The sequence below is a fragment of the Sulfurospirillum sp. SCADC genome (assembly GCF_000743525.1).
Classification (GTDB): domain Bacteria; phylum Campylobacterota; class Campylobacteria; order Campylobacterales; family Sulfurospirillaceae; genus Sulfurospirillum.
Genome location: NZ_JQGK01000002.1, coordinates 146,017 through 169,892, shown reverse-complemented (window position 1 = coordinate 169,892; position 23,876 = coordinate 146,017). Strand labels below are relative to the sequence as shown.

Here is a 23,876-nt window from a genome sequence, read left to right as displayed (position 1 = left end):
TATAAGCTTACATGTAAAACAATTATTCGATGTAAATGGTGTCTAAGATTTGATTTTTGAAGCGAATATTTTCCAAATTTTGTTTCAAAACGCGGTTCTCTTCTTTGAGAATCGAATACTCGCCGTAGAGTTTATTGATGTCACGGCTCATGTAATAGATCTGATTTTTGATGTAAATGCGTGGCAAAATGACCAAAAAAGCGACACACATTACCATATAGACAAGCAGTAAAAAACGAAAATCAAGGTTTCTCTCAACTTTCTGCTCAGCATCGTACTGTTCTAAAAGATCGTTTTTATCGTCCATTATGCTCTCTTGATCTCAAAAATACGAAGTTTGGCACTACGGCTTCGTGGGTTTTTTTTGATTTCTGCGTTTGTTGCTTCAATCGGCTTTTTACTGATGAGTTTGCCTAAAGCATGATTATTGCCACACATACAACGCATCACAGCAGGTGGGCAAATGCAGTTTTGAGACCACAGTTTAAACGTCTGCTTCACAATGCGATCTTCCAATGAGTGAAAGGAGATGATACCTACAATGCAGCGCTCAAAATTGGTATTTTTAATGCTCTCAAGAAGCTCTGTTAAAACCCCCAGTTCGTTATTGACTTCGATGCGGATGGCTTGAAATAGCAGCGTCGAAGGATGAATACTCTTTTTGCCACCCACTTTTTCGGCCAATTTTGAAAGCTCTTTGGCACTTTGAATCGGGGCTTTTGCTCTCGCCTCACAGATCACATGTGCCAGTTTTTTATACTCATGAATCTCGCCATACTCGCGCAAAATAAACTCTAACTCCTCTTGGAAGTAGTGGTTGACCACTTCATACGCACTGAGCGCTTGCTTTGGATTCATACGCATGTCAAGCACATCCGAATCAAAGGCAAATCCGCGCTCTTTTTTATCAAGTTGTAAAGAGGAAACACCAATGTCTGCTAAGATACCACGAATCGGTAAATGCGCATACTTAGCGATCACCGAAGCGAAATTACCATGATGCAAACTCACGCGATCACCAAAGCGCTCAAGCCTTTTTTGGCTAAAAGCGAGCGCTTCTTCGTCTTGGTCACAGCCAATGAGTTTGATGGTGGGATTTTGCTCCAAAAGAGCCTCACTATGCCCACCGTATCCGAGCGTACAATCCACGATAACTCCCTCAGAAAGAGCAGAAAAAGCCGCTTTAACCTCTTCTAAAAGTACGGGAATATGGGGAATGTTCACGGTGTATCCTTCTTCAAAATGGCTCTATTATAGACTCTTTAGGCTTACAATCGCCTCATACGCCACATCCATCATCGTCTCAATCTCTTTACATGTAATGACATAAGGAGGCATAAAATAGACAACATTGCCCAGTGGACGCAGTATCACACCCTTTTTCATGGCATACTCAAATACTTTAAGATTTACCCGAAAATCAATCGGATAGATGTCTAGTTCCACTGCTGCGATCATCCCTGTTTGACGGACTTTCTGCACATTAGCGAGTGATTTAAAACGCTCCAACTTCGAAGCAATCAAAGCAATTTTTTCCTGATTTTTCTCTAAAATAGACTCATGTTCAAAGAGGTCTAAGGTCGCATTGGCAGCACTACACGCCAAAGGATTTCCTGTATAACTGTGTGAGTGCAAAAATGCCTTAAATTCGGAATAATCACCATAAAACGCATCGTACACGTCTTGCGTTGTTAGCACCACTGAAAGAGGCAGATAACCGCCCGTTAGTCCCTTGGAAAGCGTCATAAAATCAGGACTAACATGGGCGTATTCACACGCAAACATTTTACCCGTCCGACCAAAGCCAACAGCGATTTCATCGGCAATTAAGTGAATGCCATACACATCACACAGTTTGCGTGCCAGTGAGATATAACGCGGGTGGTACATGTTCATACCACCTGAACATTGCACCAAAGGTTCAATGATAAACGCCGAAATCTGATCGGCTTTTTCTTTAAAAATTTGCTCTAGCGCATCAGCAGCTTTGATGGCACTCGCTTCACTTTGATCTTGAGGCACAGGCGTTTGAATCGTTTGTAAGAGGATGTCTTCAAACACTTCTTTGTACAATTTAACATCGCCAACCGCTAAAGCACCGATGGTTTCGCCATGATAACTGTTTTCTAAAGAGATAAAAAGGGGGCGTTTTTGCCCCTTGTTTTTATGGTATTGAAAGCTCATCTTAAGGGCGACTTCAATGGCACTAGAGCCGTTATCAGCATAAAAACACTTATCCAGCCCTTTTGGCGCCAAAGCACAGAGTCTTTTTGAGAGCTTAATGATCGGCTCATGCGTAAATCCCGCAAAAATAACGTGTTCAAGTCTCTCTAATTGCTCTTTAATTTTTTGATTGATATAGGGATTGCAATGGCCAAAAAGATTAACCCACCACGAACTAACACCATCGATATAACGGTTATCTTCAAAATCGACTAAATAAACCCCTTCACCTCTTTGAATGGGAATAATCGGAAGTGTCTCGTGGTCTTTCATCTGCGTACATGGATGCCATATATGCTTTAGGTCATCTTCAATTAACATTTTCGTGTTCATTGTTACTTTTTACCTTTTTTGTTAGGAGTTTCACGCAATTTATGGTTATTTAATAACTATATAGATAGAATTATAGCAAAATACAAAGTTCTCAAAGGGCATGAATGATTACCTGGATGCAACGTCACAAAAAATACCTAGTCATCACTATCTGGATTAGCACAATAGCGTTTGTAGGCGCTGGTTTTGTGGGATGGGGTGCTTATGATATGAACACAGATCGTGCCGCATCTGTCGCAAAAGTAGGTCATCGAACCATCTCTGTCCAAGAATTCCAATCCGCTTATGCCAGCCACTATAACTTTTACAACAATCTTCTAGGTGGTAAACTTACCCAAGAGCAAGCCGATCAAATAGGCCTTGATAAGATCGTTATGAATACGCTGGTCAATCAAGCACTTCTGCTTAACTACGCTGATGAAATCGGTCTTCTTGCGACCAAAGAAGATGTCAAAGAACGCCTTATCAACACTCCAACCTTTCAAACAGATGGCGTGTTTAACAAAGAACTCTATTACTCTATTCTTAAAGCCAATCGCATCAACCCTAGTGATTATGAAAATGGTCTTGAAAAAGAGATTTTACATGCAAAGCTTGAAAACTTCTTTAAGCTAACGCCAACACCTAAAGAGATTGACCTTTTTGCCTCAGCTTTTTTTATGGAAGATCGTCTCTCTATTGCCACGGTTAGCCTTGATGCCAATGAAGTCACGGTGAATGAAGATGCTATCAAAGCTTATTGGGAGAAAAACAAATCCAAATACCTTACGAAAAAAAGCTATACCCTTGAACTGCTCAATCTTCCTGCTTCTCAAACTAAATTTGATGATAAAACGTTAGAAGAATTTTACACACAAGAGAAACACAACTACGTTCATCCCGATGGAAAGCTTATGAGTTTTGAAGAGGCAAAAACAAAAGTTGCTGTTGATTTAAGACTTAAAAATGATAAAAAGAGCTCTTTAGAAGCCTTCCTCGCTTTCAAAAAAGGCGAACTGCCAGCAACTGAAACAAAAACAATTTTTGATGATGACACCACCTATCCACTTGATAAAATTCAAGTGGCAGCCAAAGATGAAGTCTTAAAACCTGTTGTTATAAAAGAAAATTACGTTATTATCAAAGTAAAAACCATTCAATTCCCTGAGCCTATGCCTTATGAAATGGCGAAGAAAAATGCCAGTCACGATCTTTTAGAAGAGCTTAAAAGTGCCGCTTTAGATTCAAAAGCTGCTGCAAAACTTGAAAATTTCACAGGAAGTGACATTGGCTTCGTTAGTCGTGATTCTGTCAAATCAATTGCAGGTCTTAGTGAAGCAAAAAGTGCTGAATTTCTAAGTCACGTTTTTGATAACACCACCAAAAAAGGTTATAAGGTTATCGATGGGAAGGCCATTGTATACGAGGTTCTGGAACAAAAGTTGCTTAATAAGGACAAGGCTAAGCAGTATGTTAGTATGATTAGTGAAAATGTTTTACAAGTGAAACAAGCTGAATTAAACCAAAATCTTATTAAAAAGCTCGCTACTGCATACAAAGTCGAGCAATACTACAAAGGAAAATAGTTGAGCACTACGATTTTAGGTATCGACATTGGTTCAACCAAGATTTGCGCTATTATCGCTCAAACAAACGATGATGGCGATGTTAAAATCTTAGGGGCAGGTATTGCAAAGTCTCAAGGTCTTAAAAAAGGTATTATTACCAATATTGACCTTGCATCAAAGTCGATTCGTAATGCACTCAATGATGCAAAAAGAGTCGCAGGAACACAGTACGAAAGAGTCATCGTTTCGATCTCTGGAGCGTACACAAAAAGTGTTGATAGCAGTGGCATTGTCAACATTCCAAATCGTGACATTGGCATCAAAGAGATCAATCGTGCCATGCAAATGGCCGATCACAATGCCAATATTCCCAATGAATATGAAAAACTCCACGTACTCCCTTACAATTTCAAAGTAGACGATCAAGAGTTTATTGAAGATCCTCTTGGCATGAATGGCGCGCGTCTTGAAGTGCAAGTCCACATTATTACCGCTCAAAAATCATCCCTAAGCAATCTAAGAAAAGCCGTTAAATCAGCAGGCGTTGAAATTGACAACATCGTTCTGGGTTGTTATGCCTCTGCGATTGCTGTTTTAAATCACGACGAGAGAGAACTAGGCGTTGCGGTGATTGATATGGGTGGCGCTACATGTAACGTGATGATCCATGCAGGCAACTCCATGCGCTTTAATGACTACTTAGGCGTAGGTTCACTGAACATCACGAATGATCTCTCAACGGCGCTGCATACACCACTTGGTGCAGCTGAGGAGATCAAAATCAATTACGGCTCTCTTAAAAGCAACTCCAATGAGCTTATTGAACTTCCTGTCATTGGAGATGATGGCTCAACGCATGAAGTCTCTCTCAACATTGTTTCCAATGTGATTTATGTACGAGTTGAAGAGACTCTGATGATCTTAGCTAAAACACTCGAAGACAGTAGTTTTAAAGAGCAAATTGGTGCAGGTGTGGTGCTAACAGGTGGCATGACAAAACTGGATGGTATTCGAGAATTGGCATCTGCCATTTTCGACAATGTGCCGATCAGAATTGCCAAACCAAGAGAGATGGATGGACTTTTTGAGACACTCAGAGATCCAAGCTATGCAACAGCCATTGGTCTTGTTTTATACGGCGGAGGTCATTTCACACCGTATGAGATCGATTCTAACAAAAAATTACGTTACAAAGATGAGACGATAGAACCAACCAAACACCACCACCAAGAGACATTTGATGATGGCGATGAGACTGAAGAAAATGAAATTGGAACACTTCCTGCTTTTGATAGTAATGCAAAGGAGAAATTAAAAGACCTTGCAAACATCCAGGAAGAACATAGCGAGGGTTTTGGCTCAAAACTATGGAACAGACTGACACAATTATTTTAAGAGGGGTAAGAGGTATGAACGGATTTAGCATAGAAGAATCAAAATGTGTATACGGAGCTAAAATCAAAGTTATCGGTGTTGGCGGTGGCGGTGGTAATATGATTAACCACATGGTAAGAGAAGGTATCGAAGGTATCGACCTTATCGCAGCAAACACTGACGCACAAGCCCTTGAAAATTGTTTAGCCAAAACAAAAATTCAACTTGGTAAAAAAGGTTTAGGTGCAGGTATGCGCCCTGATATTGGTCGTGAATCTGCATTAGAGAGTTACGAAGAGATCAAAAGCTCTTTAGAAAAAGCGGATATTGTTTTTATCGCATCTGGTTTTGGTGGCGGTACGGGAACAGGTGCTGCGCCTGTTGTGGCACAAGCGGCTAAAGAAGTCGGTGCATTAACGGTTGCTGTTGTAACACGTCCGTTTATGTTTGAAGGTAAAAAAAGAGCAAAATTAGCAGAACTTGGCATTAATGAACTTCGTAAAGAGAGTGATTCGATTGTCATCATCCCTAACGATAAACTTCTTGCGATTGTCGATGCAAAATTTGGGATCAAAGACAGTTTTAAAATCGTTGATGACGTTTTAAGCAGGGCTGTTAGTGGTATGAGTTTGGTGGTTCTCTCCTCTGGTCAAAGCGACATTAACGTTGACTTTGCTGACGTACAAACCGTTATGAGTCATCGTGGTATGGCGCTTATGGGTATTGGCGAGAGCATGGGTGAAGATGCAGCGATGGAAGCGATTAAGAGTGCTATTGAGTCCCCTCTACTTGATAACCTCTCTATTAATGGCGCACTTGGTGTCTTGGTTCACTTCCAAATTCCTTCAAGCTATCCTATCACTGAAATCAGCAATGCAATGCAACTTATTCTTGATTGTGCCGATGAAGATGCTGATGTTATCTTTGGTACAACTACCAGTGAAGATATGGAAGAAAACAGTGTTAAAGTGACCATTGTTGCAACAGGCTTTGAAAATAAAGTCGAAGCATCCAAAGAGCTCAAAATGCTGAACAGCAATCAAGAATCAATCAAAAAAGAGCGTATTTTACGCATGAAAAAAGTAAGTGGTGGCTATGAGGGACAAGATGACTATCTTGACATCCCAACCTATATCAGACACCAAATGGATTAATCAACCCTTCTAACCCTCTTCTATGCAGGAGAAGAAGCCTTCGCTTCTTCTCCTATTTTTGACTTAACCAACCTCGCCTGATAAATAACCCAAATTGCATGACTATCAAAGCTTTCATCACCCATTCACTCTGTTTGTGCATGGAAGCAAACGCTTCGGTTGTTGTCTCACTAGCCCCTAATTGTTGCGCATGGACGATAAAGGGCGTATAGTAATAGAGAAAAAGCCCCGTGCCAACGACAATCATAAGCGATAAAACGAATGAGAGAAAATCATAATTTTTACGCATCATAAAGACTTCCACTTCATAAATAATGCTGTAAAGTGCTGCAAAACCAATGACAAGGTTCATCTTTAAGAAGACTTGTGTCATCAAAATACCGCTTTGAAAATGGCTTAAAACGCCCTCACCCAAATACTTTTGTGGGAAAAAGATCACCGGTGCGATAAACGCACCTGCTGCAATTTCAACACCCATCGCAATGCCAAGCATCACCAAATAAATCACCATAAAACTTCTCATTCTTACTCCTTAATCCAAAATCCACGATCAAGTCCTGCTAAATCTGTGTAAAACGCTACGTTCAAACCTTTTTCTTTTACATGTAAAGCAATAGGTTCACGCTGGTCGTATCCCATTTCACAGACCAATGCCTTAGCCTCTCGTTGCACAAAAAGATCGATAATATGACAGAGCATCTCATCGCCTCTGTTTCCGCCATATAACGCTAATGAAGGCTCAAAAGAGAGTCCAATGCCTAAAGGCTCGTTATTCGCAATATAAGGAGGATTGGAGACGATCATATCGATCTTTTCTGTTACTCCATCCATATAACTCCCTTCCACAAAAGTAATACGCTCACTCACGCCTTGTTTTTTGGCGTTATGAGAGCTTACATGTAAAGCATCAGGAGAAATGTCAACCGCAGTTATATGAGCCTTAGGAAGCAGCAGAGAGAGCATAATGGAGACAATGCCACTCCCACAGCCAATCTCGACAATATGCGCATTTTCAGGCAATGTTTTGGCAAGTTCAACAGCTTTATCGACCAGTAGTTCTGTTTCAGGTCGGGGAATCAGCACGCGCGAATCGACATCAAAAACTCTTCCATAAAAACTAGCGCGACCTACAATATACTCCAAAGGCTCATGATGAGCACGACGGTTTAAACGTTCCATAAACCGCGCATCTTCACCACTTTCGTCTTCACCATGCCCCATGATCCAACTCATCTCTTTACCCAAGACTTCGCCCAAAAGGATCATCGCCTCTTTTTGAGGAATCTCTGTGACACCACGCAGTTGTTCTGTGCCTAAACGTACAAGCTCATTAATGCGCAAGAACCTCTCCTTCATCAAAACGCATTCCAAGCTTTTTAAGCCTTTCCGTCAGCGGTGGATGGGTAAAATAAAGTGCAATCGTTAACGGGTGTGAAAGCGGAAAGCTCTTATTTTCATCTGCCAATTTGACCAAGGCAGAAGCGAGGGCATTTTGACTCTCGCACTCACTGCCATACTCATCGGCTCTGTACTCATTGTAACGACTCACCAGTCCAAACAGAGGCATCAAAACAAATGAAAGCAGTGGTGAAAGCATTAAGAAAAGTATCATTACACTGCCTGCAGATTGGTTTACATGTAAAGCGTCAAAAAGCTCTTCGGGAAGGTTTCCAAAGAGTGCGAACATAAGCAACAGCATCAGCGCACTGGAGGCAATATTTTTAAGAATATCGTTATGTTTAAAGTGACCCAACTCATGTCCTAAAACGGCAAGTAATTCGTGTTTTTCAAGCTTTGCGATTAAGGTATCAAACAGTACAACGCGTTTGGAACGTCCTAACCCTCCAAAGTAAGCATTGAGCCTGTTATCCCGTTTACTGGCATCCAAGCTAAAAACGCCACTGCTCTTAAGCCCTGCTTTTTGCAAAAGGGCTTCAATGGAGCTTTTAAGGCTCTCATCTTCAAGTGGGGTTAGTTTATTGAACAGCGGAACGATCACAATGGGATAGATCATATTGATAAACAAAATGACCCCAAACGCAAATAAAAATCCATAAAACCACCAATATTCATACGCCATGATAATCGCACTCATTGCCCAAAAAAAGACACCGCCAAAAAGTAAAAACATCACTGTTGATTTGAGTTGATCGAGTATGAATGTTTTTATATCAATCGTTGAAAACCCAAACTTTTTATCGAGCCCAAAGGTCTGATACAGATCAAACGGTAATGTTAAAAGGTAATTAATCGCACTAAAGCTCATCACCAAGAGTACCGAACGAAGCACTTCATTTTCCATGATAAGTGCGGCATCAAGCGCGGAGAGTCCAAACGTGATCCAACCAAAAAAGAGGACAAAATCAAACAACGTATTGGCAATAGAGAATTTTTGCGAAGCAATTTTATACGCCGCTGCCTTAGCATAATTGGAAGGAGAGAGAATAATCGCTTTCAAACCACGAGCGTTACTCACAAAACCTATCTCCATAAAGGCTGCGTAGAGTTTAATCAGCAGATAAATAATGTAAAAGAGCGTTAAAAGTTCTAACATAGAGTCTTTTCCTTTGACAAATTGAAAAACATTATCATACCAGTTTTTCATCAATATTCTCTAAACAAATGCAACACCTTTGCAACGCATGCGTGATATGATTTTCTCAGAAATAAATTCTTTTCTCTTTTTCTAGTAACACATCGTGTAGTTTAAATATTTTATTAGGAAAATGAGTTTAGAATAGCACACAACACAAAAAGGAGTCACATATGACTATTGGAAAACAACTCATAGCGATGCTAGCTATCGCAATTATCGGAGCCTGTACGATTTTTGGTATTAGCATGACAAAGATGGATACAGTTTATGAGGAAACGAATTATGTCACTGTCAATTCACTCCCAAGCGTTCTCTCTCTCAATCATGCAATGCTGTATGGACTCCGTCTTCGTTTGGTCATGTGGGAGCATATTACCCAAGAGGATAAAGAGACCAATGCAAAGTCTAAAGAGGGAATCCTCGGCGCTTTAAATGACCTTACAAAAGAGTTGAATCAGTATGAAAAACTGACCAGTGATGCGAAAGATAAAGCACTGCTTGAAAAGGACCTTGAAGCCTTGGAGAAATTTAAAGTATTGGTGAACGATATTTTAAAACTCTCAGAAACAGGGCACAAAGCGGAAGCTTCTGTCGCTTTTAACAAAGCACGAGCTACACTGAAAACCTTAACATCAGCGCTTGATGAACATATGAGTTATAATCTGGAATTAGCAAAGAAAATGGCATCGCATGCGGCTGAAGAGAAACAAAGTGCCAATACGAGTATGATCATTGTCCTCTTAATCGTGGTTGGAGCCACCATCTTCTTAAGCATTATCATCCGCAATAACATTATGCAAGGCGTGCATCTTGTACGAGATAGCATTGGTAATTTCGTTCGAAAGAAAGAGCTTCATTTCCGTATTTCCTACACCAAACACAATGAGATTAAAGAGATGGTAGATAGTTTTAATGCCTTAGTCGAAACACTTGAACTTACCATTAAAGATGCGAAAAACTCGTCCAATGAAAACGCCTCCGTTTCCCATGAACTCAGTACGACCAGTATGCAAATAGGTCGCAATGCAGAGCAAAGTTCGACGATTGTGGAAAATACGATCCATGAAATTGAAGCCATTAAAACGTTTGTTCAAGAGACAGCAACACTCTCTGAAGGGATGAAACAGAGCATCGCCACAGCAGGAAGTCGCCTTGATAATGCCAAAAATGAGGTTATCTCACTTCGAGGAGAGATGGATCAAGCCAGCCAATCCGAATCTGCTTTGGCTCAAAAACTAGAACAGATGAGCCATGATGCGGAACAAGTCAAACAGATCCTGACGGTTATCTCTGATATTGCCGATCAGACCAATTTGTTGGCACTCAATGCTGCCATAGAAGCAGCACGGGCTGGGGAACATGGACGTGGGTTTGCGGTGGTTGCGGATGAAGTACGAAAGTTAGCGGAGCGTACCCAAAGCTCTCTTACCGAGATCAATGCCACCATCAATGTCATCGTCCAATCTATCGTCGACTCTTCAGAGCAGATGGGCAAAAATGCTAAAAACATTCAAAGACTCTCGACGGTTTCCAGTGGTGTTGAAACAACCATCTTAGGAACCACGCAGGTCATGGATGAGAGTGTGCAGGCGGTTACAATCAGTGCTCAAAATTCTCGAAAAATTTCACAAGATACGGACAAGATCGTTGACATGGTCACCAATATCAATACATTGACATCACAAAATGCTAGAAGTGTTGAAGAGATCGCTGCAGCAGCAGATCACCTCTCTCGTTTGGCTGAAAATCTTAATAACAAACTCAATCAGTTCCAATCCTAACCAACCTCATGGGTAAAGCGTCAAAACTTTACCCATCCTCTGTTTTTCATCTTAATGGTATAATACGCGCAAAAAACGAAATGAGGCATCTATTTGGCACTTTTAGATTTAATTGGTATCAGCAAAGCCTATGAAACCCAAAAAATTTTAACCAACGTTGATTTTTCGCTGCATGAGGGCGAACGTGTTGCCATCATTGGCAAAAACGGTGGGGGAAAATCAACCCTGATGAAGATCGTTTTTGGCGTATTGGAAGCTGACGTTGGGAGACGGATTCTGCAAAAAAATGTCAAAGTCGGTATGTTAGACCAAACCCCTCGATTTAAAGAGGGCATGAACGTCAAAGAGGCGATTGAAGAAGAACTTAAAGAGCTTAAAACCGCACGTCTTCGCTATGAAGAGGTTATTAAAACGTTAGAGCATGACTACCATAATGAAGCCTTATTGGCGGAACAGTCTCAATTAGTCACCTTTTTAGATCTACACGATGCGTGGAGTTTGGATGAAAAGATCGAGCACGTTTTACACGAGTTTGATCTTAAACAATTTGAGCACAGCGATGTCAATCTTTTAAGCGGTGGCGAACAACGTCGTGTTACTCTTGCAGGTCTCATTCTTCAAAAACCCGATATTTTGCTTCTAGATGAACCTACCAACCATTTGGATGTTTACATGGTTGAGTTTTTAGAGCAGATGATTTTAAAGTCCAAATTCACCCTGCTTTTCATTTCGCATGATCGTTATTTCATTGATCACTTAGCCACACGTACGATTGAAATCGATGATGGCACGGTTCGAAGCTTCGAGGGAGGCTATGAAAATTACCTTACATGTAAAGAGTTATTGATCGTGTCGCTCCAAAAACAGCATGAGAATCTACTCAAATACCTCAAGGGCGAAGAAGAGTGGCTCAGACGTGGTGTCAAAGCGAGACTCAAACGCAATGAAGGGCGAAAACAGAGGGTTTTTGAACTGCGCGAATCTGCCAAGAAGAACCCTTCACTGGTTCGAAAACTTAAACTAGAACTTGAGCGCGAAAAGCATAACTTTAACGGTGAAAAGATCATCAACAAGCAAAAGATGCTTTTTGAGATGTACAACATCGATAAAAAACTGGGCAATAAACTACTGATTAAAAACTTTAGCACGCGTATTTTACAAAAAGATCGCATTGCGATTGTGGGAAAAAATGGGGCTGGAAAATCGACTCTGCTTAAAATCTTACTCGGCGATATGAGCGTTGATGCGGGGAAATTTGACAAAGGCGAGTTTAAAGTCGGTTATTTTGACCAACAACGCCTTATGCTCGATGATAACAAAAACCTTATCGAAACCTTTTGCCCCAATGGCGGCGATCGGGTCGATGTTAAGGGTAAAAACCTTCATGTCTTTGGGTATCTTAAAGACTTTCTCTTTCCCAAAGAAGATCTCAATAAAAAGATCGGCATTTTAAGCGGTGGTGAGAAAAACCGTGTGGCACTTGCCTTACTTTTTTCGCAAGAGGTGGATTGTCTCATTCTCGATGAACCGACCAATGATTTGGATATTCCCACGATCAATATTTTAGAAGAGTACATTCAAAGCTTTGGCGGTGCGGTTATTTTTGTCAGCCATGATCGTTACTTTGTCGATAAAATTGCCAGCAAGCTGTATGTCTTTAAAGGTGAAGGGATCATTGAAGAGAGTTATCAAGGGTACAGCGAATACTTGGAGATTGAAAAAGAGATTAAAGAGCTTGATGCGATGGAATCAGCACAAGAAGTATCTTCTCCTCAGAGAGAAGAGCCAAAAGCTCAAAAAGCCAAAGAGAGTGTTCCTACGAAACTCAGTTACAAAGAACAACGCTCTCTTGAAACTTTGCCACAACAGATTCAAACCCTTGAAGATGAGATCATTGCGATTAAAAAATGTCTTGAAAATCCTGAATGTTACCAACAGATTGGGCTTACAAAGCTGAGTCAAAATTTAGAAGCGAAAGAGGCACTTTTAGAGCCTTTAATTGAAGAGCTTTTAGAGATCGAAGAGAAAGTTGAGATGATGCAAAGAGGCTAAAAAGCCTCACTGCATCAGGCTTTAAACGTTGAAAGCGTAGAGTCTAGATTTTGCGAAGACTCTAGCATTGTTTGAGAAATGTGAGAAAGCTCCACGGCTATTTTTTCATTATTGTCCGATAAACTGAGGGTTCGCTTCATCTGCTCCATCATTTGATTGGTCAGATGGGAGATCTCAACCACTTTTTTAGAGGCTTTTTTAGAAACTTCAATCGACTCTAATGTGCGATTTTTGGTCTCTTCTGTCGCACTTTGAACTCCAAATGCGTTTTGGGAAATCTGGCTAATATTTTCAGCATTAACTTCCATATTGGAACTGAGCTGCGTCACACCTTGAACAATCACTCCAATCGTCGCATCAATCTCAGCCAATGATTTTTGGGTACGTTCAGCCAGTTTTCGCACTTCATCCGCCACCACCGCAAATCCACGACCATGTTCACCTGCGCGCGCTGCTTCTATGGCAGCATTGAGCGCGAGCAAATTGGTCTGATCAGCAATATCTTTGATCATTGCCAACACGCCTTTAATCTGCTCAGTTTGTGCCACCACACTTTGAATCTGATGCGCCATCTCTTGTTCTGAATCACTCGCTGCATTAATTTTTTGCACCACTTCATTGAGCGATAGACTCATCGTTTCTAAAACACTAAACGAAGCGCTATTGTCTTCAACCGTGTGAATCGCAAGCTCTTCCGAGAGGTCTAGATCGGCTTCAATGTCTTTCATCAAATCAAACGACATCTTAATCTGTTGGGCTTGTTCGACCACACCTTTGGAAAATTCAACCGCATTGGAATTGAGCATTTCACCGGTATGTTCAACATTTTGTGAAATGGTTTGTGAACTTAAAATAATAGATTGGATCTTCTCGATAAAAATATTAATGGAGTGAGCGATCTCACCCATTTCATCTTGACTGTTGATTTTTACGCGCGCCGTCAAATCACCATTTCCACTGGAGAGATCACGCACACGCTCCAGTAAAATCTCCAAAGGATTGCCCACAACACGTTTAAGTACCCACATGATCAATACCGAAGTGATCAGCAATGAAAGGGTAAAAATACTGACCAATTTCCAACTAATATCACCAATGTACGCATCAATATCGGCAAACGAGAAGGTCATATCCATAACCCCTAACACATCTCCTTTTTGAGACGTTGCATGACACGCTAAACAATCTTCTTCGGCAATCAATGGCTTCAACAGGCGCAAACGATGCCCTTTGTCATCATCAAGCGTTATATTATGTTGGGTTGGATTTTTAAAAATAGTAACAACAGCGACATCGGTTGAAGGTTTAGCATTGATGCCAAAGGTATCAATGACCGCTTGTGATTGGTGAATTTTAAGCTCTTTGATTCCCTTCATCGCACCTGCTTCTTGCAATGATTTTTCAATCAAAGCACGATCACCCAAATTCATAGCAGCACGAACGGTTTGAAAAACCGATTGACTGAGTAAATTAAGATTATTTTCACTTTGCATTTGAGATGATTTTTTAAACTCACCGACGATGAAAAATTGTAAAACAATAAAACTGCACAATAAAAGCGGAATAAGCGTTAACCCTATTTTTAAACCTATGCCTTTGCGCATCTATAATCCTTTCGAACGTTCATCACATCAATTAAATTCATATCTTCAAGCATTTCATACAACTCTTCACTTCCAACGTTTACATGTAAAGCGATTTTGTCCATTTCAATCGATTTAATGACATAACCAATGACAGACGACGTAATAATGAAAGAGTCTTTAATGATAAGATTGATGATGGTATCTGAATGCTGTTCATGCGCTTTTCGAATTGCCTCTTTAATTGTCTGTGCATTTGCGATTGTTTTGATGGTACCTGAAACCACAATATCAACATGTTCACTGTGCACTTTGGTCATTAAATCCATTCTGCCTCCAAAATCAAAAATCAGTCTTTATTATAGTATATATTTACTCGATTTTGGAATTAATAAATCCTTATAATGACACACATTAACCACATAGTTCCTTTTTGACACGTTCACTCGCCATTGAGATATTCCAAGCAGGCTCCCACACAATTTCGATCTCGCACATCTCCACCTCTTCTATCGTTAAAACCGCATCTTTCGTCCACTGTTGAATCAACTCATGCAGAGGGCAACCTTTGGTGGAGAGCGTCATCGTAACGAATACCTGGTTAGTGTCAATTTTGACATCGTAAATCAGCCCCAAAGCGACAATATCAAACCCAACTTCAGGGTCTATAACGGTTGAAATGGCAGCGTAAACTGCTTCTTTTGTTATCATTTTTTACTCCTTCATTTGATACTTAAATGCGTAAAGTGCATTCAACGCGACTAAGGCAAGTGAACTTAACAGCAACACGCTTCCTAGAAAAAAAAGTCTCTCTATCTGAGTGACAACACCACTGCACAGTATCCCTACTGCAACAAACAGCATCCATGTTTGGCTGTCTGCCATCTTGGTGTGAATCATCTGATGCAACAAAGGCACTTTTTGCTTTCCGACAAGGGGTGAAAATTTCTCATACCAGATTAAAAAAGGCAAAATTTTATAGATATGCCCCACAATAAACGAGAGCAAAAAGCCAAAGAAGAAAAGCACGCCTGAAAGGATGCCTAAATATGCCTCTGTTAGAATAAAATAAAGCGTACATGTCAACACCGAAGCGACCAAACAGACCAGTGCAAAAAGGATATTTTTGACCCAATAATCATTTTGTTTGCGCACTCTTTGCTTTAGAATCACAGCGATTTGCACGACAAAAGAGAGTATGCCTAAAACCATACACAAAGCGGCAATGCTCTGCACAAAAAGAGGGAATGGCGCAATCAGTGCAATCATCATCAGCGTCACACCAAAACTGTGCAAGTAAAATGCCCTTTTGATCCACTGCTCACTAAAGTTATGCGAAAGTGAAAACATCGGAATCAGTACCATTGAAACGCCCATAACAATCATCAGCACAAAGCCACCAAGGGTGCCTATGATGTGCGCTTTCACCCAAGCATCGATGTCTATGGCTAAAAGACCATGTCCTAAACTCAGCCCAATGATCAACCCAAGGCTCACCGAGATAAACAAAAAAATCGTACCAATGAGTAAAAACTGACTCACTAAAGTAATCTTCTCTAAACGGTAAAAGGTCAGAAACACATTGAAGCAAAAAATCAGCATCGAAAGATAGGTAATAACTGCGCCATAAGGAATCAATAGATGAAGCTCTGCAACGCTAAAGCCACTCACCATCATCAAAAAGCCAACAACGTACATATAAAACTGCACATAAGCAAAATCTTTGGAAAAAATGGGCGCTTCAAGCACGACAGGCAACAGCTGATACATTGCCCCAAAGATAATCATCATCACAAAACCCAGCAGATAAAGATGTGAAAATGCTGCAAGCGAAGAGGAGATGATGTAGCCTGAAAGCTCTGAACTCATCGACAAAAGCGCCACACCGCTCAGCGTCAAGAAGAGAATCCCTGCGATAAAAAAGTGCGCGACCAAGACAAACGGTGGTGCCATCTCCGTGGCGAGTGAGACTTTCATGCTCTCAACCTGCGCACTGTTTTTGGCTAAGATCGACTTTGTCACTCACGCCTTCTTTGTAGGAAAAAATCAGTTGCAGTTTGCCACCATCAAGCTCGCTCACCTCAATGTCGTAAAAGGATTCTACTTTGGCAAGCAGTCCAACGGGTGAACGGTGGTTGATCATCACCACTTTTTTTGTGGGCGCATCTAAAAGTTCAAGGGCGATCATCGCATTCACCATCGGTTCGGGTGGCACGCATGTTGAAGTATCAAAGCTGATAAACTCTATCCCCTCTTGAGAGTACGTGAAAAAAGGAACTGTTGCATTGTTTACATGTAAAAGTTTTGCATCGCTAGGAAAATGATCTGTATTCATGGTTTCATCCTTATTTTTGATGAAACTATAATGCAAAGTGAGGTTAATTTCCTTAATCTACATCAAGAAAAAGACAAATCGTATCTGAATTAAACAAAAAGAGAAGGAAGAGCCTTGATTTAAGGCTCTCTAAAAAGCTACTAATGTAAAAAGTGTCTCACGCCAGTAAAGTAAAGTGCCATACCATGCCCATTCGCAGCGGCAATGACATCCTCATCACGAATGCTACCCCCTGGTTCGATGATCGCTTTCACCCCTGCGGCAGCTGCGGCATCAATGCTATCACGAAACGGGAAAAACGCTTCACTCGCTAAGGCTGCACCACTCACATCAATGCCCATCTCTTCGGCTTTGCGAAGTGCCGCTTTGGCAGCATCCACACGACTCGTCATTCCCATACCAATCGCGACCATTGAGCTCTCTTTAACGTAAACCACACAGTTTGATTTGGTCAAACTTGCCACTTTATAGGCAATTTCAAGATCGCTCAGCTCTTGTTTGGAAGCCGTTCGCGAGGTTAAACATTTTGCATTTTTAATCTCATCATCATTCACCCTGTCGCTCTCTTGGAAAACAAAGCCACCATCAACGTGTTTAAAGTCATACGCATCTTCGCTAAGCACCAAGTATTTGCTCTCTTGCGTAAAGATTTTGATGCGTTTTTTGGCATCAAAGACATGTAACGCATCCTCATCGACGTTAGCAGCGATGATCACTTCGACGAAAATTTCATTGATTTTCTCAGCCAAGGCTTTATTGAGCGTTCCATTAATCGCCACAACGCCACCATAGGCTGAAACAGGATCGCACTTAAGTGCTTTGATGTAACTGTCCAAAAGATCACCACCAATGGCAAATCCACACGGATTGGCATGTTTGATGATACACACCGCTGGAGCGTCACCAAAAGATGCAGCGATTTTAACGGCACCGTTGATGTCTGTCATATTGTTAAAACTCGCTTCGCCTTTAAGGGTTTTGAAGTTGTTGCTAAAGAAGTAGTCAAACTCATACAATGCACCTTTTTGGTGTGGGTTCTCACCATAACGTGTATCGAATGCTTTGGTGCCTACGATAAACTGTTTCTCACCAAAACCGTTGTTAAAGCGCTTGTTCATGTAGTTGGCGATCATGCTATCATACGCTCCCGTATGCTCAAATGCTTTGATCATCAAATCTCGTCTAAATTCTAGGGTATTGTTACCCGATTTGAGCGCTTCAATCACGCTGTCATAGTCCAAAACATCAGTCACGATCAAGACATCGTTAAAGTTTTTCGCCGCACTGCGCACCATCGCAGGTCCACCGATGTCAATATTTTCAATAATCTCATCAAAATCATCCGTCTTGGCAATCGTCTCTTTAAACGGATACAGATTGACACACACAAGATCAATTCCCTCGATGCCATGCTCTTTAGCAAGCGTTACATGTAAAGGTAAATCCCTTCGGTGTAATATGCCTCCGTGGATCATTGGATTAAGCGTTTTCACACGTCCGTCGAACATCTCAGGAAACTTGGTCACCTCACTGATTTCAAGCGCACGAACACCCTCTTCGCTTAAAAGTTTATAGGTTCCACCCGTTGAGATGATCTCAAAACCCAACGCCACCAACTCCTTGGCAAACTCCATAATCCCCGTTTTATCGCTGACACTTATTAACGCTCTCACACTCGTCCTTTTTATCGTATTAATAATTTATTGATGATTTTATTTTACAATACGTTCCTTTTAGGACGGATTAAAGAAGATAGTCAAATTTTTGGAGATTGAATGAATCAAACGCAAACGTGCTCAAATACGCTTTTTACACTGCTTTTTTTTGCATGGATCGTTTCGATGGTCGCAACACTGGGAAGCCTCTTTTTCAGTGAAATTATGATGTTTCCACCCTGTGTTATGTGCTGGTATCAACGCATTTGTATGTACCCTTTAAGCGTTATTTTTCTCGTCGCACTTTTTAGCAATGATACACATGTGTTTAAATACGCCATGCCACTCGTCCTCATCGGACTTTTCTTTGCGATTTACCATAATTTGCTCTACTTTGGCATCGTTCCAGAAACGCTTGCTCCGTGTTCGCAAGGTGTTTCATGCACGAGTGACTACATCAACTGGTTTGGATTTGTCACGATTCAATTCCTCTCACTCGTTGCATTTGCGCTTATTTTTATTACTTTAATTTTTATCAAACCAAAGGCTTCGTAACCATGAAAAAACAGACCCTTATTATTGCGTCACTCTTTGTTCTTGTGCTTCTTTTTGTCGGAGGAAGTTATCTGTATAAGAATGCTGACCATTCGGTTTCCAGCGAAAAAACGTCTGCATTGGTGAGACCTCACGCCTATGTGCTTGGCAATCCCAACGCGAAAACCACGATAGTCGAGTTTTTTGACCCAGCGTGTGGTACATGTAAAAGTTTTTACCCGTTTGTCAAAAACATTCTCAAACAAAATCCTGACACACTCAAACTGGTTCTTCGTTACGCTCCTTTTCACACCGACTCTTACTATGTCGTCGCGATGATCGAAGCGGCACGTTTGCAAGGTAAATACCTCGAAGCACTCGAAGTCATCTACAAATACCAAGACAAATGGGCAAGCCATGGCACACCCAATATTGGGCTGATTTGGGGATTTTTACCCGAAGTGGGAATTGACATCGACACATTAAAAAATGATATGAAAAAACCTGAGATTGATGCGCTGATTAAGCAAGATATCGCCGATACCAAAACCCTAGGCGTCAACGCGACCCCAGAGTTTTTTGTCAATGGAAAACCACTGGTCAAATTTGGAAAACAAGAGTTAGAAGACCTTATCAAATCTGAACTCTAAAGATCACCCCTCATTTTTGGGGTGCGATCTCATTGTAGCCGTGAAGCCTGATGTCACGGCGGCGTTTGCCATCATGATAGCGTCTTTTTTCCACATCGGTTTCTGGCACTAACGCAGGAACTGGTTTGGGACGTCCGTTCTCATCCACCGCAACCATCGTGAAAAAACAGCTGTTTGTGTGCGTTGCAATCCCTTTTTGAATGTTCTCCGCAATCACTTTAATGCCCACTTCCATCGATGTTTTTCCTGTAAAATTTACACTGGCTAAAAAGGTCACCAACGTACCTACTGGAATCGCTTGTTTAAAAATGACCTGATCGACCGACATCGTTACGACATAGCCTCCACAATAGCGTGATGCGCATGCGTAAGCCACTTGATCGAGCAATTTTAACAGATCACCTCCGTGCACATTGCCTGAAAAATTGGCTTTATCGGGCGTCATTAACACGGACATACTCAAGGTGTGCCTCTCAAACGGGGTTGTTAACATCTAGTTTTTTTCCTTTTTAATCATCTCATACGCTTCATTGATCTCTTGAAGCTTTGTCGTTGCGGCATCAATGATGTTTTGATCTTTCCCCTGCCCCATTAAAATGTCAGGATGATACTCTTTGACTAACGCACGGTACTTTTTCTTAATACTCTCCATATCTTCACTCGGATCTGCGCCTAAAATGGCATAGGCATTTTGTATTCCCATCTGTGCGTGTGAGGCTTTGTTCGCATAAAATTGCTCAAACGCAGCGATGAGTCTTTCAAAATCAGCGCGTTTGATCATGAGTGCATCCGCAATATCTTCGGTGATCATCAGCTCCGCTTGCGAAAAACTCTTGTCGATAAAGGCAAGATTGAGCAGATACTCCATCACTTTGAGACGTTTAGTATAGTCGTTTTGGGTGAGTTTAAGGTATTTTTGTGAGACAATAAGCGTATTATCAAAGCTTTTTATCTCTTTCTCATAAATTGATTTGAGCGCTTCACGAATGCTTTCGCTGTTTTCAAACACACGTGCGATGTCACTAAACGTATGCTTTAAAAGCTCCGCTTCCAGTTCACACACCCTGCCATCAGCTTTTGCCACTTTTGCCATCAATGCAACCAAAAGCCCAGCCTCATGCTCCGCCAAATCACCTCTAAGTGTCTGTTTTGCATCGATATTGATGTGCTGATACGCTTCGGTTTGATAGTTTTTGGTTAACAAATAAAACACTACAATAACGACTGCAATAATGATATAGGTCATTTTTTCACCTTTACATGTAAAACGAATTTTTGGCAAATATGCTACAATCATTACACTAAAAAAAAGGACAATTTTGATGTTTAATTTTGATGAAATCGTTGATAGAACTAAAACACCGTGTGAGAAATGGGACAAATACAAAGACCAAGACATCATCCCTGCGTGGGTTGCCGATATGGATTTTAAATCGCCTCCATGTGTGATAGACGCCCTTCAAAAAAGAGTGAGCGAGGGTGTTTTTGGGTATACCGGCATTGACGATGAAACCTACGATGCGATCATTTCCTTTTTGAAACGCCATTACAATTGGGAGATCAAAAAAGAGTGGATTTTATTTACGCATGGGGTTGTCAGCAGTATGAATGTGGCGTGCCTTGCGACGCAAGGGGAAAGCGTGATGACCACGACACCGATTTATCCGCACTTTATCAAAGCGCCTCGTCATGCGAATAAAGAGGTTTTAGCCATTGCGATGAAAGAAGAGAAAAACCGTTGGACACTTGATTTTGAAGCAATGGAGCAAGCCATAACGCCTACATGTAAACTCTTTATGCTCTGCAATCCGTACAATCCAGCAGGAACGGTTTTTACATGTAAAGAGTTGGAGAGACTGGGAGATTTTTGTTTAAAGTACGACCTTACTATCTGCTCCGATGAAATTCATGCCGATTTGCTTTTAAATCCAGAGGCAAAACACATTCCTATCGCATCTCTTAGCGAGGCATTAGCGCAAAAAAGCATTACGCTGATGGCACCGAGCAAAACGTTTAATATCGCGGGACTTCAAGCCTCGTTTGCGGTTATTCCCAATGTGGAACTGCGTAAACGTTTTCAAAAAACGATGGGAAGTATGGTCGGAGGCATCAATCTTTTGGGCATTACCGCTCTTAAAGCAGCGTACCTAGAAGGCGATGCGTGGCTAGCAGAACTTCGTCTCTACTTGGCTGAAAACCTCACAATGGTTCAAGAGTTTGTCGCGCATAATCCTAAGCTTAAACTCCTAGATCAAGAAGCAACCTTTCTCGCGTGGATCGACGCAAGCGCTTTACATGTAAAGAGTCTGTATGCGTTTTTTCTGGACTTTGGCGTAGGATTGAGCGATGGAGAACCCTTTGGCAATCCAAACTTTGTACGCCTCAACTTTGGAACCCAAAAAAGTGTTTTAAAAATGATTTTAGAACGTATGCAAAAAGCGATGGATAGCCTAAACATATAAAATTTATTCCAAATTTTTAGGAAAAAATCGTTACCATAATGAAATTATCATGAGGATTTGAATGAGACTGTATCTAGTGGCACTGTGTGCCTGCACATTTTTACTGAGCGGTTGTGCTCAAAAAGAGTTAACACAAAATGCTCCCGAACTTCCACAGGTTAAAGACGACACACCCAAACGCCAAGAGATCATCAAAAACGCGCTTAAATACCAAGGCAAACCTAACGGGGGTGATTGTTCAGGCTTTGTAACTTTGGTCAATAAAGAGAGTATTCAGCCCTACTTTAGCGCAACTGAGCTCAATGATTATTTTGAAGATGCGAGACGCTCTCTTGCAATCTACAACCTTTTAGAGGACCAAAACCGCCTCTATCACGAAAAACCCAAAGTGGGAGACTTGATCTTTTTTGCCAATACCGTTAAAAAGTATGCTAAGGCGAAAAAAAGCGTCGATAACATCACCCATATCGGTATCATCACGAAAATTGATCCTGATGAAACCGTCTATTTTATTCACCATACCAAAGGAAAAAATTTGATTAGCCAAATGAATCTCAACTATCCAACGGTCACGATGAACGATACAAAAGTCGTCAACTCCTACATGGAAAAATGCCCTAAAGATGAAGGGCATAAATGCTTAGCACCTGCTTATTTTAGCGCGTATGGGAGCATCAAATGAGACGTTGGATCGCTTTAGGCGTCACAGCGCTTCTACTCGCAGGGTGTGCACAACAAACAACAATTGAGACACCCACACTTCCCATTGCAGAAGAAAAAACTCCAGTAGAGCCCAAAATATATCTGGGTGAAAAACCTTCCAACGATTTTTTCCTCAGACAAGAGCATGAGAGTTTTGACTTGCGCCCCGTGCCTGAACTCTCTATGCGTGAAGCCATCGTACACAATGCCATGATGTATTTGGGGAAACGTGACGGAGGCGACTGCTCGGGCTTTGTAAGTCTGATTAACTACAAAACAGGAACACCTTTTTACCAAGAAAAAGAGCTCAGTCAAAGTTTTGATAACGCCAGAAAATCACGCGCCATGTTCAACCTGATGTCTAAAAAAGGCAATGCGTATGAGACCCGACTTCCCAACCTCGGCGATCTCGTCTTCTTTGAAAATACCGAGCGCAAACCTGCGGTGAAAACAAAAGCCAAAGCCAAAGGCAAAGAAAAAGTAGCGACTAAACAACCGGCAGTGCAAGTGGCGGAAAACATCACACACGTAGGCATTGTCACGAAAGTAGAACCTGATGGAACGGTTGAGTTTATCCACCACTCCAATGGTAAAAATGTTTTGGATTATATGAATTTTAACTATCCGATGCTCACCAACAAAGACGGTAAAGTCATCAACACCTATATGAAACGCTGCCCCTCCAAACAAGGTGCGGCACAACCTCAGTGTATGAATATCGCCTTTTTTGTCGCTTATGGAACGTTTTAGATTTTACATGTAAAGAAAGCTAAGCTTATTGTATAATGATGTCAATAAATTTATAAAGGAGATCAAATGGCAAATAACCCAAATTGGCCAAGTACTACGGGAAAACCATCTGGTGGTGGACGCGGTAACAACCCTCCAAAAAAAT

Annotated in this window: 24 protein-coding genes; 10 read left to right on the top strand and 14 right to left on the bottom strand. The window is 41.2% G+C overall.

The genetic code is table 11. The annotated features are described in order from the left end of the window. Positions 1 to 22: 22 nt before the first annotated feature. Genes JU57_RS02270 through JU57_RS02260 form a run of 3 tightly spaced genes read right to left on the bottom strand, consistent with a single transcriptional unit; the run spans position 23 to position 2,556 of the window. The gene (locus JU57_RS02270; RefSeq protein WP_037956411.1) at positions 23 to 307 is read right to left on the bottom strand and encodes a hypothetical protein; all 285 of its coding nucleotides are present in this window, start codon (positions 305 to 307) and stop codon (positions 23 to 25) included. Next, a complete protein-coding gene (rsmH, locus tag JU57_RS02265) occupies positions 307 to 1,224 on the bottom strand; it encodes a 16S rRNA (cytosine(1402)-N(4))-methyltransferase RsmH (RefSeq protein ID WP_037956410.1) in 918 nt (305 codons plus the stop codon). The genes JU57_RS02270 and rsmH overlap by 1 nt, the downstream gene beginning before the upstream one ends. A gap of 27 nt (positions 1,225 to 1,251) precedes the next feature. Beyond that, positions 1,252 to 2,556: an adenosylmethionine--8-amino-7-oxononanoate transaminase gene (locus JU57_RS02260; protein ID WP_037956408.1), complete on the bottom strand. Its 1,305-nt coding sequence runs from the start codon at positions 2,554 to 2,556 to the stop codon at positions 1,252 to 1,254. Positions 2,557 to 2,660: 104 nt separating this feature from the next. Between JU57_RS02260 and JU57_RS02255 the strand changes: the two genes are divergently transcribed. Genes JU57_RS02255 through ftsZ form a run of 3 tightly spaced genes read left to right on the top strand, consistent with a single transcriptional unit; the run spans position 2,661 to position 6,631 of the window. After that, entirely contained in the window at positions 2,661 to 4,121 is a 1,461-nt protein-coding gene (locus JU57_RS02255; protein ID WP_037956406.1) for a SurA N-terminal domain-containing protein, read from the top strand. Beyond that, on the top strand, positions 4,122 to 5,498 hold the full coding sequence (gene ftsA / locus JU57_RS02250) for a cell division protein FtsA (RefSeq protein WP_037956405.1): 1,377 nt from the start codon (positions 4,122 to 4,124) through the stop codon (positions 5,496 to 5,498). Positions 5,499 to 5,512: 14 nt separating this feature from the next. After that, positions 5,513 to 6,631, top strand: coding sequence for a cell division protein FtsZ (gene ftsZ / locus JU57_RS02245; protein ID WP_037956404.1), 1,119 nt, complete (start codon positions 5,513 to 5,515; stop codon positions 6,629 to 6,631). A gap of 52 nt (positions 6,632 to 6,683) precedes the next feature. Here ftsZ and JU57_RS02240 read toward each other — a convergent pair whose 3' ends face one another. Genes JU57_RS02240 through JU57_RS02230 form a run of 3 tightly spaced genes read right to left on the bottom strand, consistent with a single transcriptional unit; the run spans position 6,684 to position 9,185 of the window. Further along, on the bottom strand, positions 6,684 to 7,154 hold the full coding sequence (locus tag JU57_RS02240) for a DUF4149 domain-containing protein (RefSeq protein ID WP_037956403.1): 471 nt from the start codon (positions 7,152 to 7,154) through the stop codon (positions 6,684 to 6,686). Between the two features lie 2 nt (positions 7,155 to 7,156). Next, complete coding sequence (gene prmC / locus JU57_RS02235; protein ID WP_037956402.1) at positions 7,157 to 7,972, bottom strand: peptide chain release factor N(5)-glutamine methyltransferase; 816 nt, start codon at positions 7,970 to 7,972, stop codon at positions 7,157 to 7,159. Beyond that, positions 7,962 to 9,185 carry a M48 family metallopeptidase gene (locus JU57_RS02230; RefSeq protein ID WP_037956492.1) on the bottom strand — a complete coding sequence of 408 codons (1,224 nt, stop codon included), beginning with the start codon at positions 9,183 to 9,185 and terminating at the stop codon, positions 7,962 to 7,964. The genes prmC and JU57_RS02230 overlap by 11 nt, the downstream gene beginning before the upstream one ends. A gap of 212 nt (positions 9,186 to 9,397) precedes the next feature. On the opposite strand from JU57_RS02230, the gene JU57_RS02225 reads away from it, so the two are divergent. Together JU57_RS02225 and JU57_RS02220 are read left to right on the top strand one after the other, a co-directional pair. Further along, positions 9,398 to 11,008, top strand: coding sequence for a methyl-accepting chemotaxis protein (locus JU57_RS02225; protein ID WP_037956401.1), 1,611 nt, complete (start codon positions 9,398 to 9,400; stop codon positions 11,006 to 11,008). A gap of 93 nt (positions 11,009 to 11,101) precedes the next feature. Beyond that, a complete protein-coding gene (locus JU57_RS02220; protein ID WP_037956400.1) occupies positions 11,102 to 13,060 on the top strand; it encodes an ABC-F family ATP-binding cassette domain-containing protein in 1,959 nt (652 codons plus the stop codon). A 14-nt stretch (positions 13,061 to 13,074) separates the two neighbouring features. Here the strand turns inward: JU57_RS02220 and JU57_RS02215 are convergent, their stop codons facing one another. The 6 genes from JU57_RS02215 to purH all read right to left on the bottom strand — a co-directional run bounded on the left by JU57_RS02215 (position 13,075) and on the right by purH (position 18,651). Then, a complete protein-coding gene (locus JU57_RS02215) occupies positions 13,075 to 14,664 on the bottom strand; it encodes a methyl-accepting chemotaxis protein (protein ID WP_037956399.1) in 1,590 nt (529 codons plus the stop codon). Continuing rightward, positions 14,649 to 14,972, bottom strand: a complete 324-nt coding sequence (locus JU57_RS02210; RefSeq protein WP_051906494.1) for a hypothetical protein — start codon at positions 14,970 to 14,972, stop codon at positions 14,649 to 14,651. Before JU57_RS02210 ends, JU57_RS02215 begins: the two co-directional genes overlap by 16 nt. A gap of 85 nt (positions 14,973 to 15,057) precedes the next feature. Next, positions 15,058 to 15,354 carry a metal-sulfur cluster assembly factor gene (locus JU57_RS02205; protein WP_037956392.1) on the bottom strand — a complete coding sequence of 99 codons (297 nt, stop codon included), beginning with the start codon at positions 15,352 to 15,354 and terminating at the stop codon, positions 15,058 to 15,060. A 3-nt stretch (positions 15,355 to 15,357) separates the two neighbouring features. Then, positions 15,358 to 16,665, bottom strand: coding sequence for a hypothetical protein (locus JU57_RS02200; RefSeq protein WP_294875323.1), 1,308 nt, complete (start codon positions 16,663 to 16,665; stop codon positions 15,358 to 15,360). After that, a complete protein-coding gene (locus tag JU57_RS02195) occupies positions 16,625 to 16,978 on the bottom strand; it encodes a hypothetical protein (RefSeq protein WP_037956388.1) in 354 nt (117 codons plus the stop codon). The genes JU57_RS02200 and JU57_RS02195 overlap by 41 nt, the downstream gene beginning before the upstream one ends. A gap of 140 nt (positions 16,979 to 17,118) precedes the next feature. Further along, on the bottom strand, positions 17,119 to 18,651 hold the full coding sequence (gene purH / locus JU57_RS02190) for a bifunctional phosphoribosylaminoimidazolecarboxamide formyltransferase/IMP cyclohydrolase (RefSeq protein WP_037956387.1): 1,533 nt from the start codon (positions 18,649 to 18,651) through the stop codon (positions 17,119 to 17,121). A 102-nt stretch (positions 18,652 to 18,753) separates the two neighbouring features. Between purH and JU57_RS02185 the strand changes: the two genes are divergently transcribed. Beyond that, positions 18,754 to 19,188, top strand: a complete 435-nt coding sequence (locus JU57_RS02185; RefSeq protein ID WP_051906492.1) for a disulfide oxidoreductase — start codon at positions 18,754 to 18,756, stop codon at positions 19,186 to 19,188. Positions 19,189 to 19,190: 2 nt separating this feature from the next. Beyond that, complete coding sequence (locus tag JU57_RS02180) at positions 19,191 to 19,817, top strand: thioredoxin domain-containing protein (RefSeq protein ID WP_037956386.1); 627 nt, start codon at positions 19,191 to 19,193, stop codon at positions 19,815 to 19,817. A gap of 10 nt (positions 19,818 to 19,827) precedes the next feature. Here the strand turns inward: JU57_RS02180 and JU57_RS02175 are convergent, their stop codons facing one another. Together JU57_RS02175 and JU57_RS02170 are read right to left on the bottom strand one after the other, a co-directional pair. Then, the gene (locus JU57_RS02175; RefSeq protein WP_037956385.1) at positions 19,828 to 20,310 is read right to left on the bottom strand and encodes an acyl-CoA thioesterase; all 483 of its coding nucleotides are present in this window, start codon (positions 20,308 to 20,310) and stop codon (positions 19,828 to 19,830) included. After that, positions 20,311 to 21,063, bottom strand: a complete 753-nt coding sequence (locus JU57_RS02170) for a DnaJ domain-containing protein (RefSeq protein ID WP_037956382.1) — start codon at positions 21,061 to 21,063, stop codon at positions 20,311 to 20,313. A gap of 76 nt (positions 21,064 to 21,139) precedes the next feature. Between JU57_RS02170 and JU57_RS02165 the strand changes: the two genes are divergently transcribed. From JU57_RS02165 to JU57_RS02155, 3 genes are all read left to right on the top strand, one after another. Then, positions 21,140 to 22,279, top strand: a complete 1,140-nt coding sequence (locus JU57_RS02165) for a PatB family C-S lyase (protein ID WP_037956380.1) — start codon at positions 21,140 to 21,142, stop codon at positions 22,277 to 22,279. 61 nt (positions 22,280 to 22,340) lie between these two features. After that, a complete protein-coding gene (locus JU57_RS02160; RefSeq protein ID WP_037956379.1) occupies positions 22,341 to 22,961 on the top strand; it encodes a hypothetical protein in 621 nt (206 codons plus the stop codon). Continuing rightward, positions 22,958 to 23,731 carry a hypothetical protein gene (locus tag JU57_RS02155; protein ID WP_037956378.1) on the top strand — a complete coding sequence of 258 codons (774 nt, stop codon included), beginning with the start codon at positions 22,958 to 22,960 and terminating at the stop codon, positions 23,729 to 23,731. Before JU57_RS02160 ends, JU57_RS02155 begins: the two co-directional genes overlap by 4 nt. Positions 23,732 to 23,876 lie beyond the last annotated feature (145 nt).

Coding starts and splice junctions, on each gene's coding strand:
- JU57_RS02270 (WP_037956411.1), bottom strand. CDS start 307: ATGGACGATAAAAACGATCTTTTAGAACAGTACGATGCTGAGCAGAAA.
- JU57_RS02260 (WP_037956408.1), bottom strand. CDS start 2,556: ATGAACACGAAAATGTTAATTGAAGATGACCTAAAGCATATATGGCAT.
- JU57_RS02255 (WP_037956406.1), top strand. CDS start 2,661: ATGATTACCTGGATGCAACGTCACAAAAAATACCTAGTCATCACTATC.
- ftsZ (WP_037956404.1), top strand. CDS start 5,513: ATGAACGGATTTAGCATAGAAGAATCAAAATGTGTATACGGAGCTAAA.
- JU57_RS02240 (WP_037956403.1), bottom strand. CDS start 7,154: ATGAGAAGTTTTATGGTGATTTATTTGGTGATGCTTGGCATTGCGATG.
- JU57_RS02230 (WP_037956492.1), bottom strand. CDS start 9,185: ATGTTAGAACTTTTAACGCTCTTTTACATTATTTATCTGCTGATTAAA.
- JU57_RS02225 (WP_037956401.1), top strand. CDS start 9,398: ATGACTATTGGAAAACAACTCATAGCGATGCTAGCTATCGCAATTATC.
- JU57_RS02215 (WP_037956399.1), bottom strand. CDS start 14,664: ATGCGCAAAGGCATAGGTTTAAAAATAGGGTTAACGCTTATTCCGCTT.
- JU57_RS02210 (WP_051906494.1), bottom strand. CDS start 14,972: ATGGATTTAATGACCAAAGTGCACAGTGAACATGTTGATATTGTGGTT.
- JU57_RS02205 (WP_037956392.1), bottom strand. CDS start 15,354: ATGATAACAAAAGAAGCAGTTTACGCTGCCATTTCAACCGTTATAGAC.
- JU57_RS02195 (WP_037956388.1), bottom strand. CDS start 16,978: ATGAATACAGATCATTTTCCTAGCGATGCAAAACTTTTACATGTAAAC.
- JU57_RS02185 (WP_051906492.1), top strand. CDS start 18,754: ATGAATCAAACGCAAACGTGCTCAAATACGCTTTTTACACTGCTTTTT.
- JU57_RS02180 (WP_037956386.1), top strand. CDS start 19,191: ATGAAAAAACAGACCCTTATTATTGCGTCACTCTTTGTTCTTGTGCTT.
- JU57_RS02175 (WP_037956385.1), bottom strand. CDS start 20,310: ATGTTAACAACCCCGTTTGAGAGGCACACCTTGAGTATGTCCGTGTTA.
- JU57_RS02170 (WP_037956382.1), bottom strand. CDS start 21,063: ATGACCTATATCATTATTGCAGTCGTTATTGTAGTGTTTTATTTGTTA.
- JU57_RS02165 (WP_037956380.1), top strand. CDS start 21,140: ATGTTTAATTTTGATGAAATCGTTGATAGAACTAAAACACCGTGTGAG.
- JU57_RS02160 (WP_037956379.1), top strand. CDS start 22,341: ATGAGACTGTATCTAGTGGCACTGTGTGCCTGCACATTTTTACTGAGC.
- JU57_RS02155 (WP_037956378.1), top strand. CDS start 22,958: ATGAGACGTTGGATCGCTTTAGGCGTCACAGCGCTTCTACTCGCAGGG.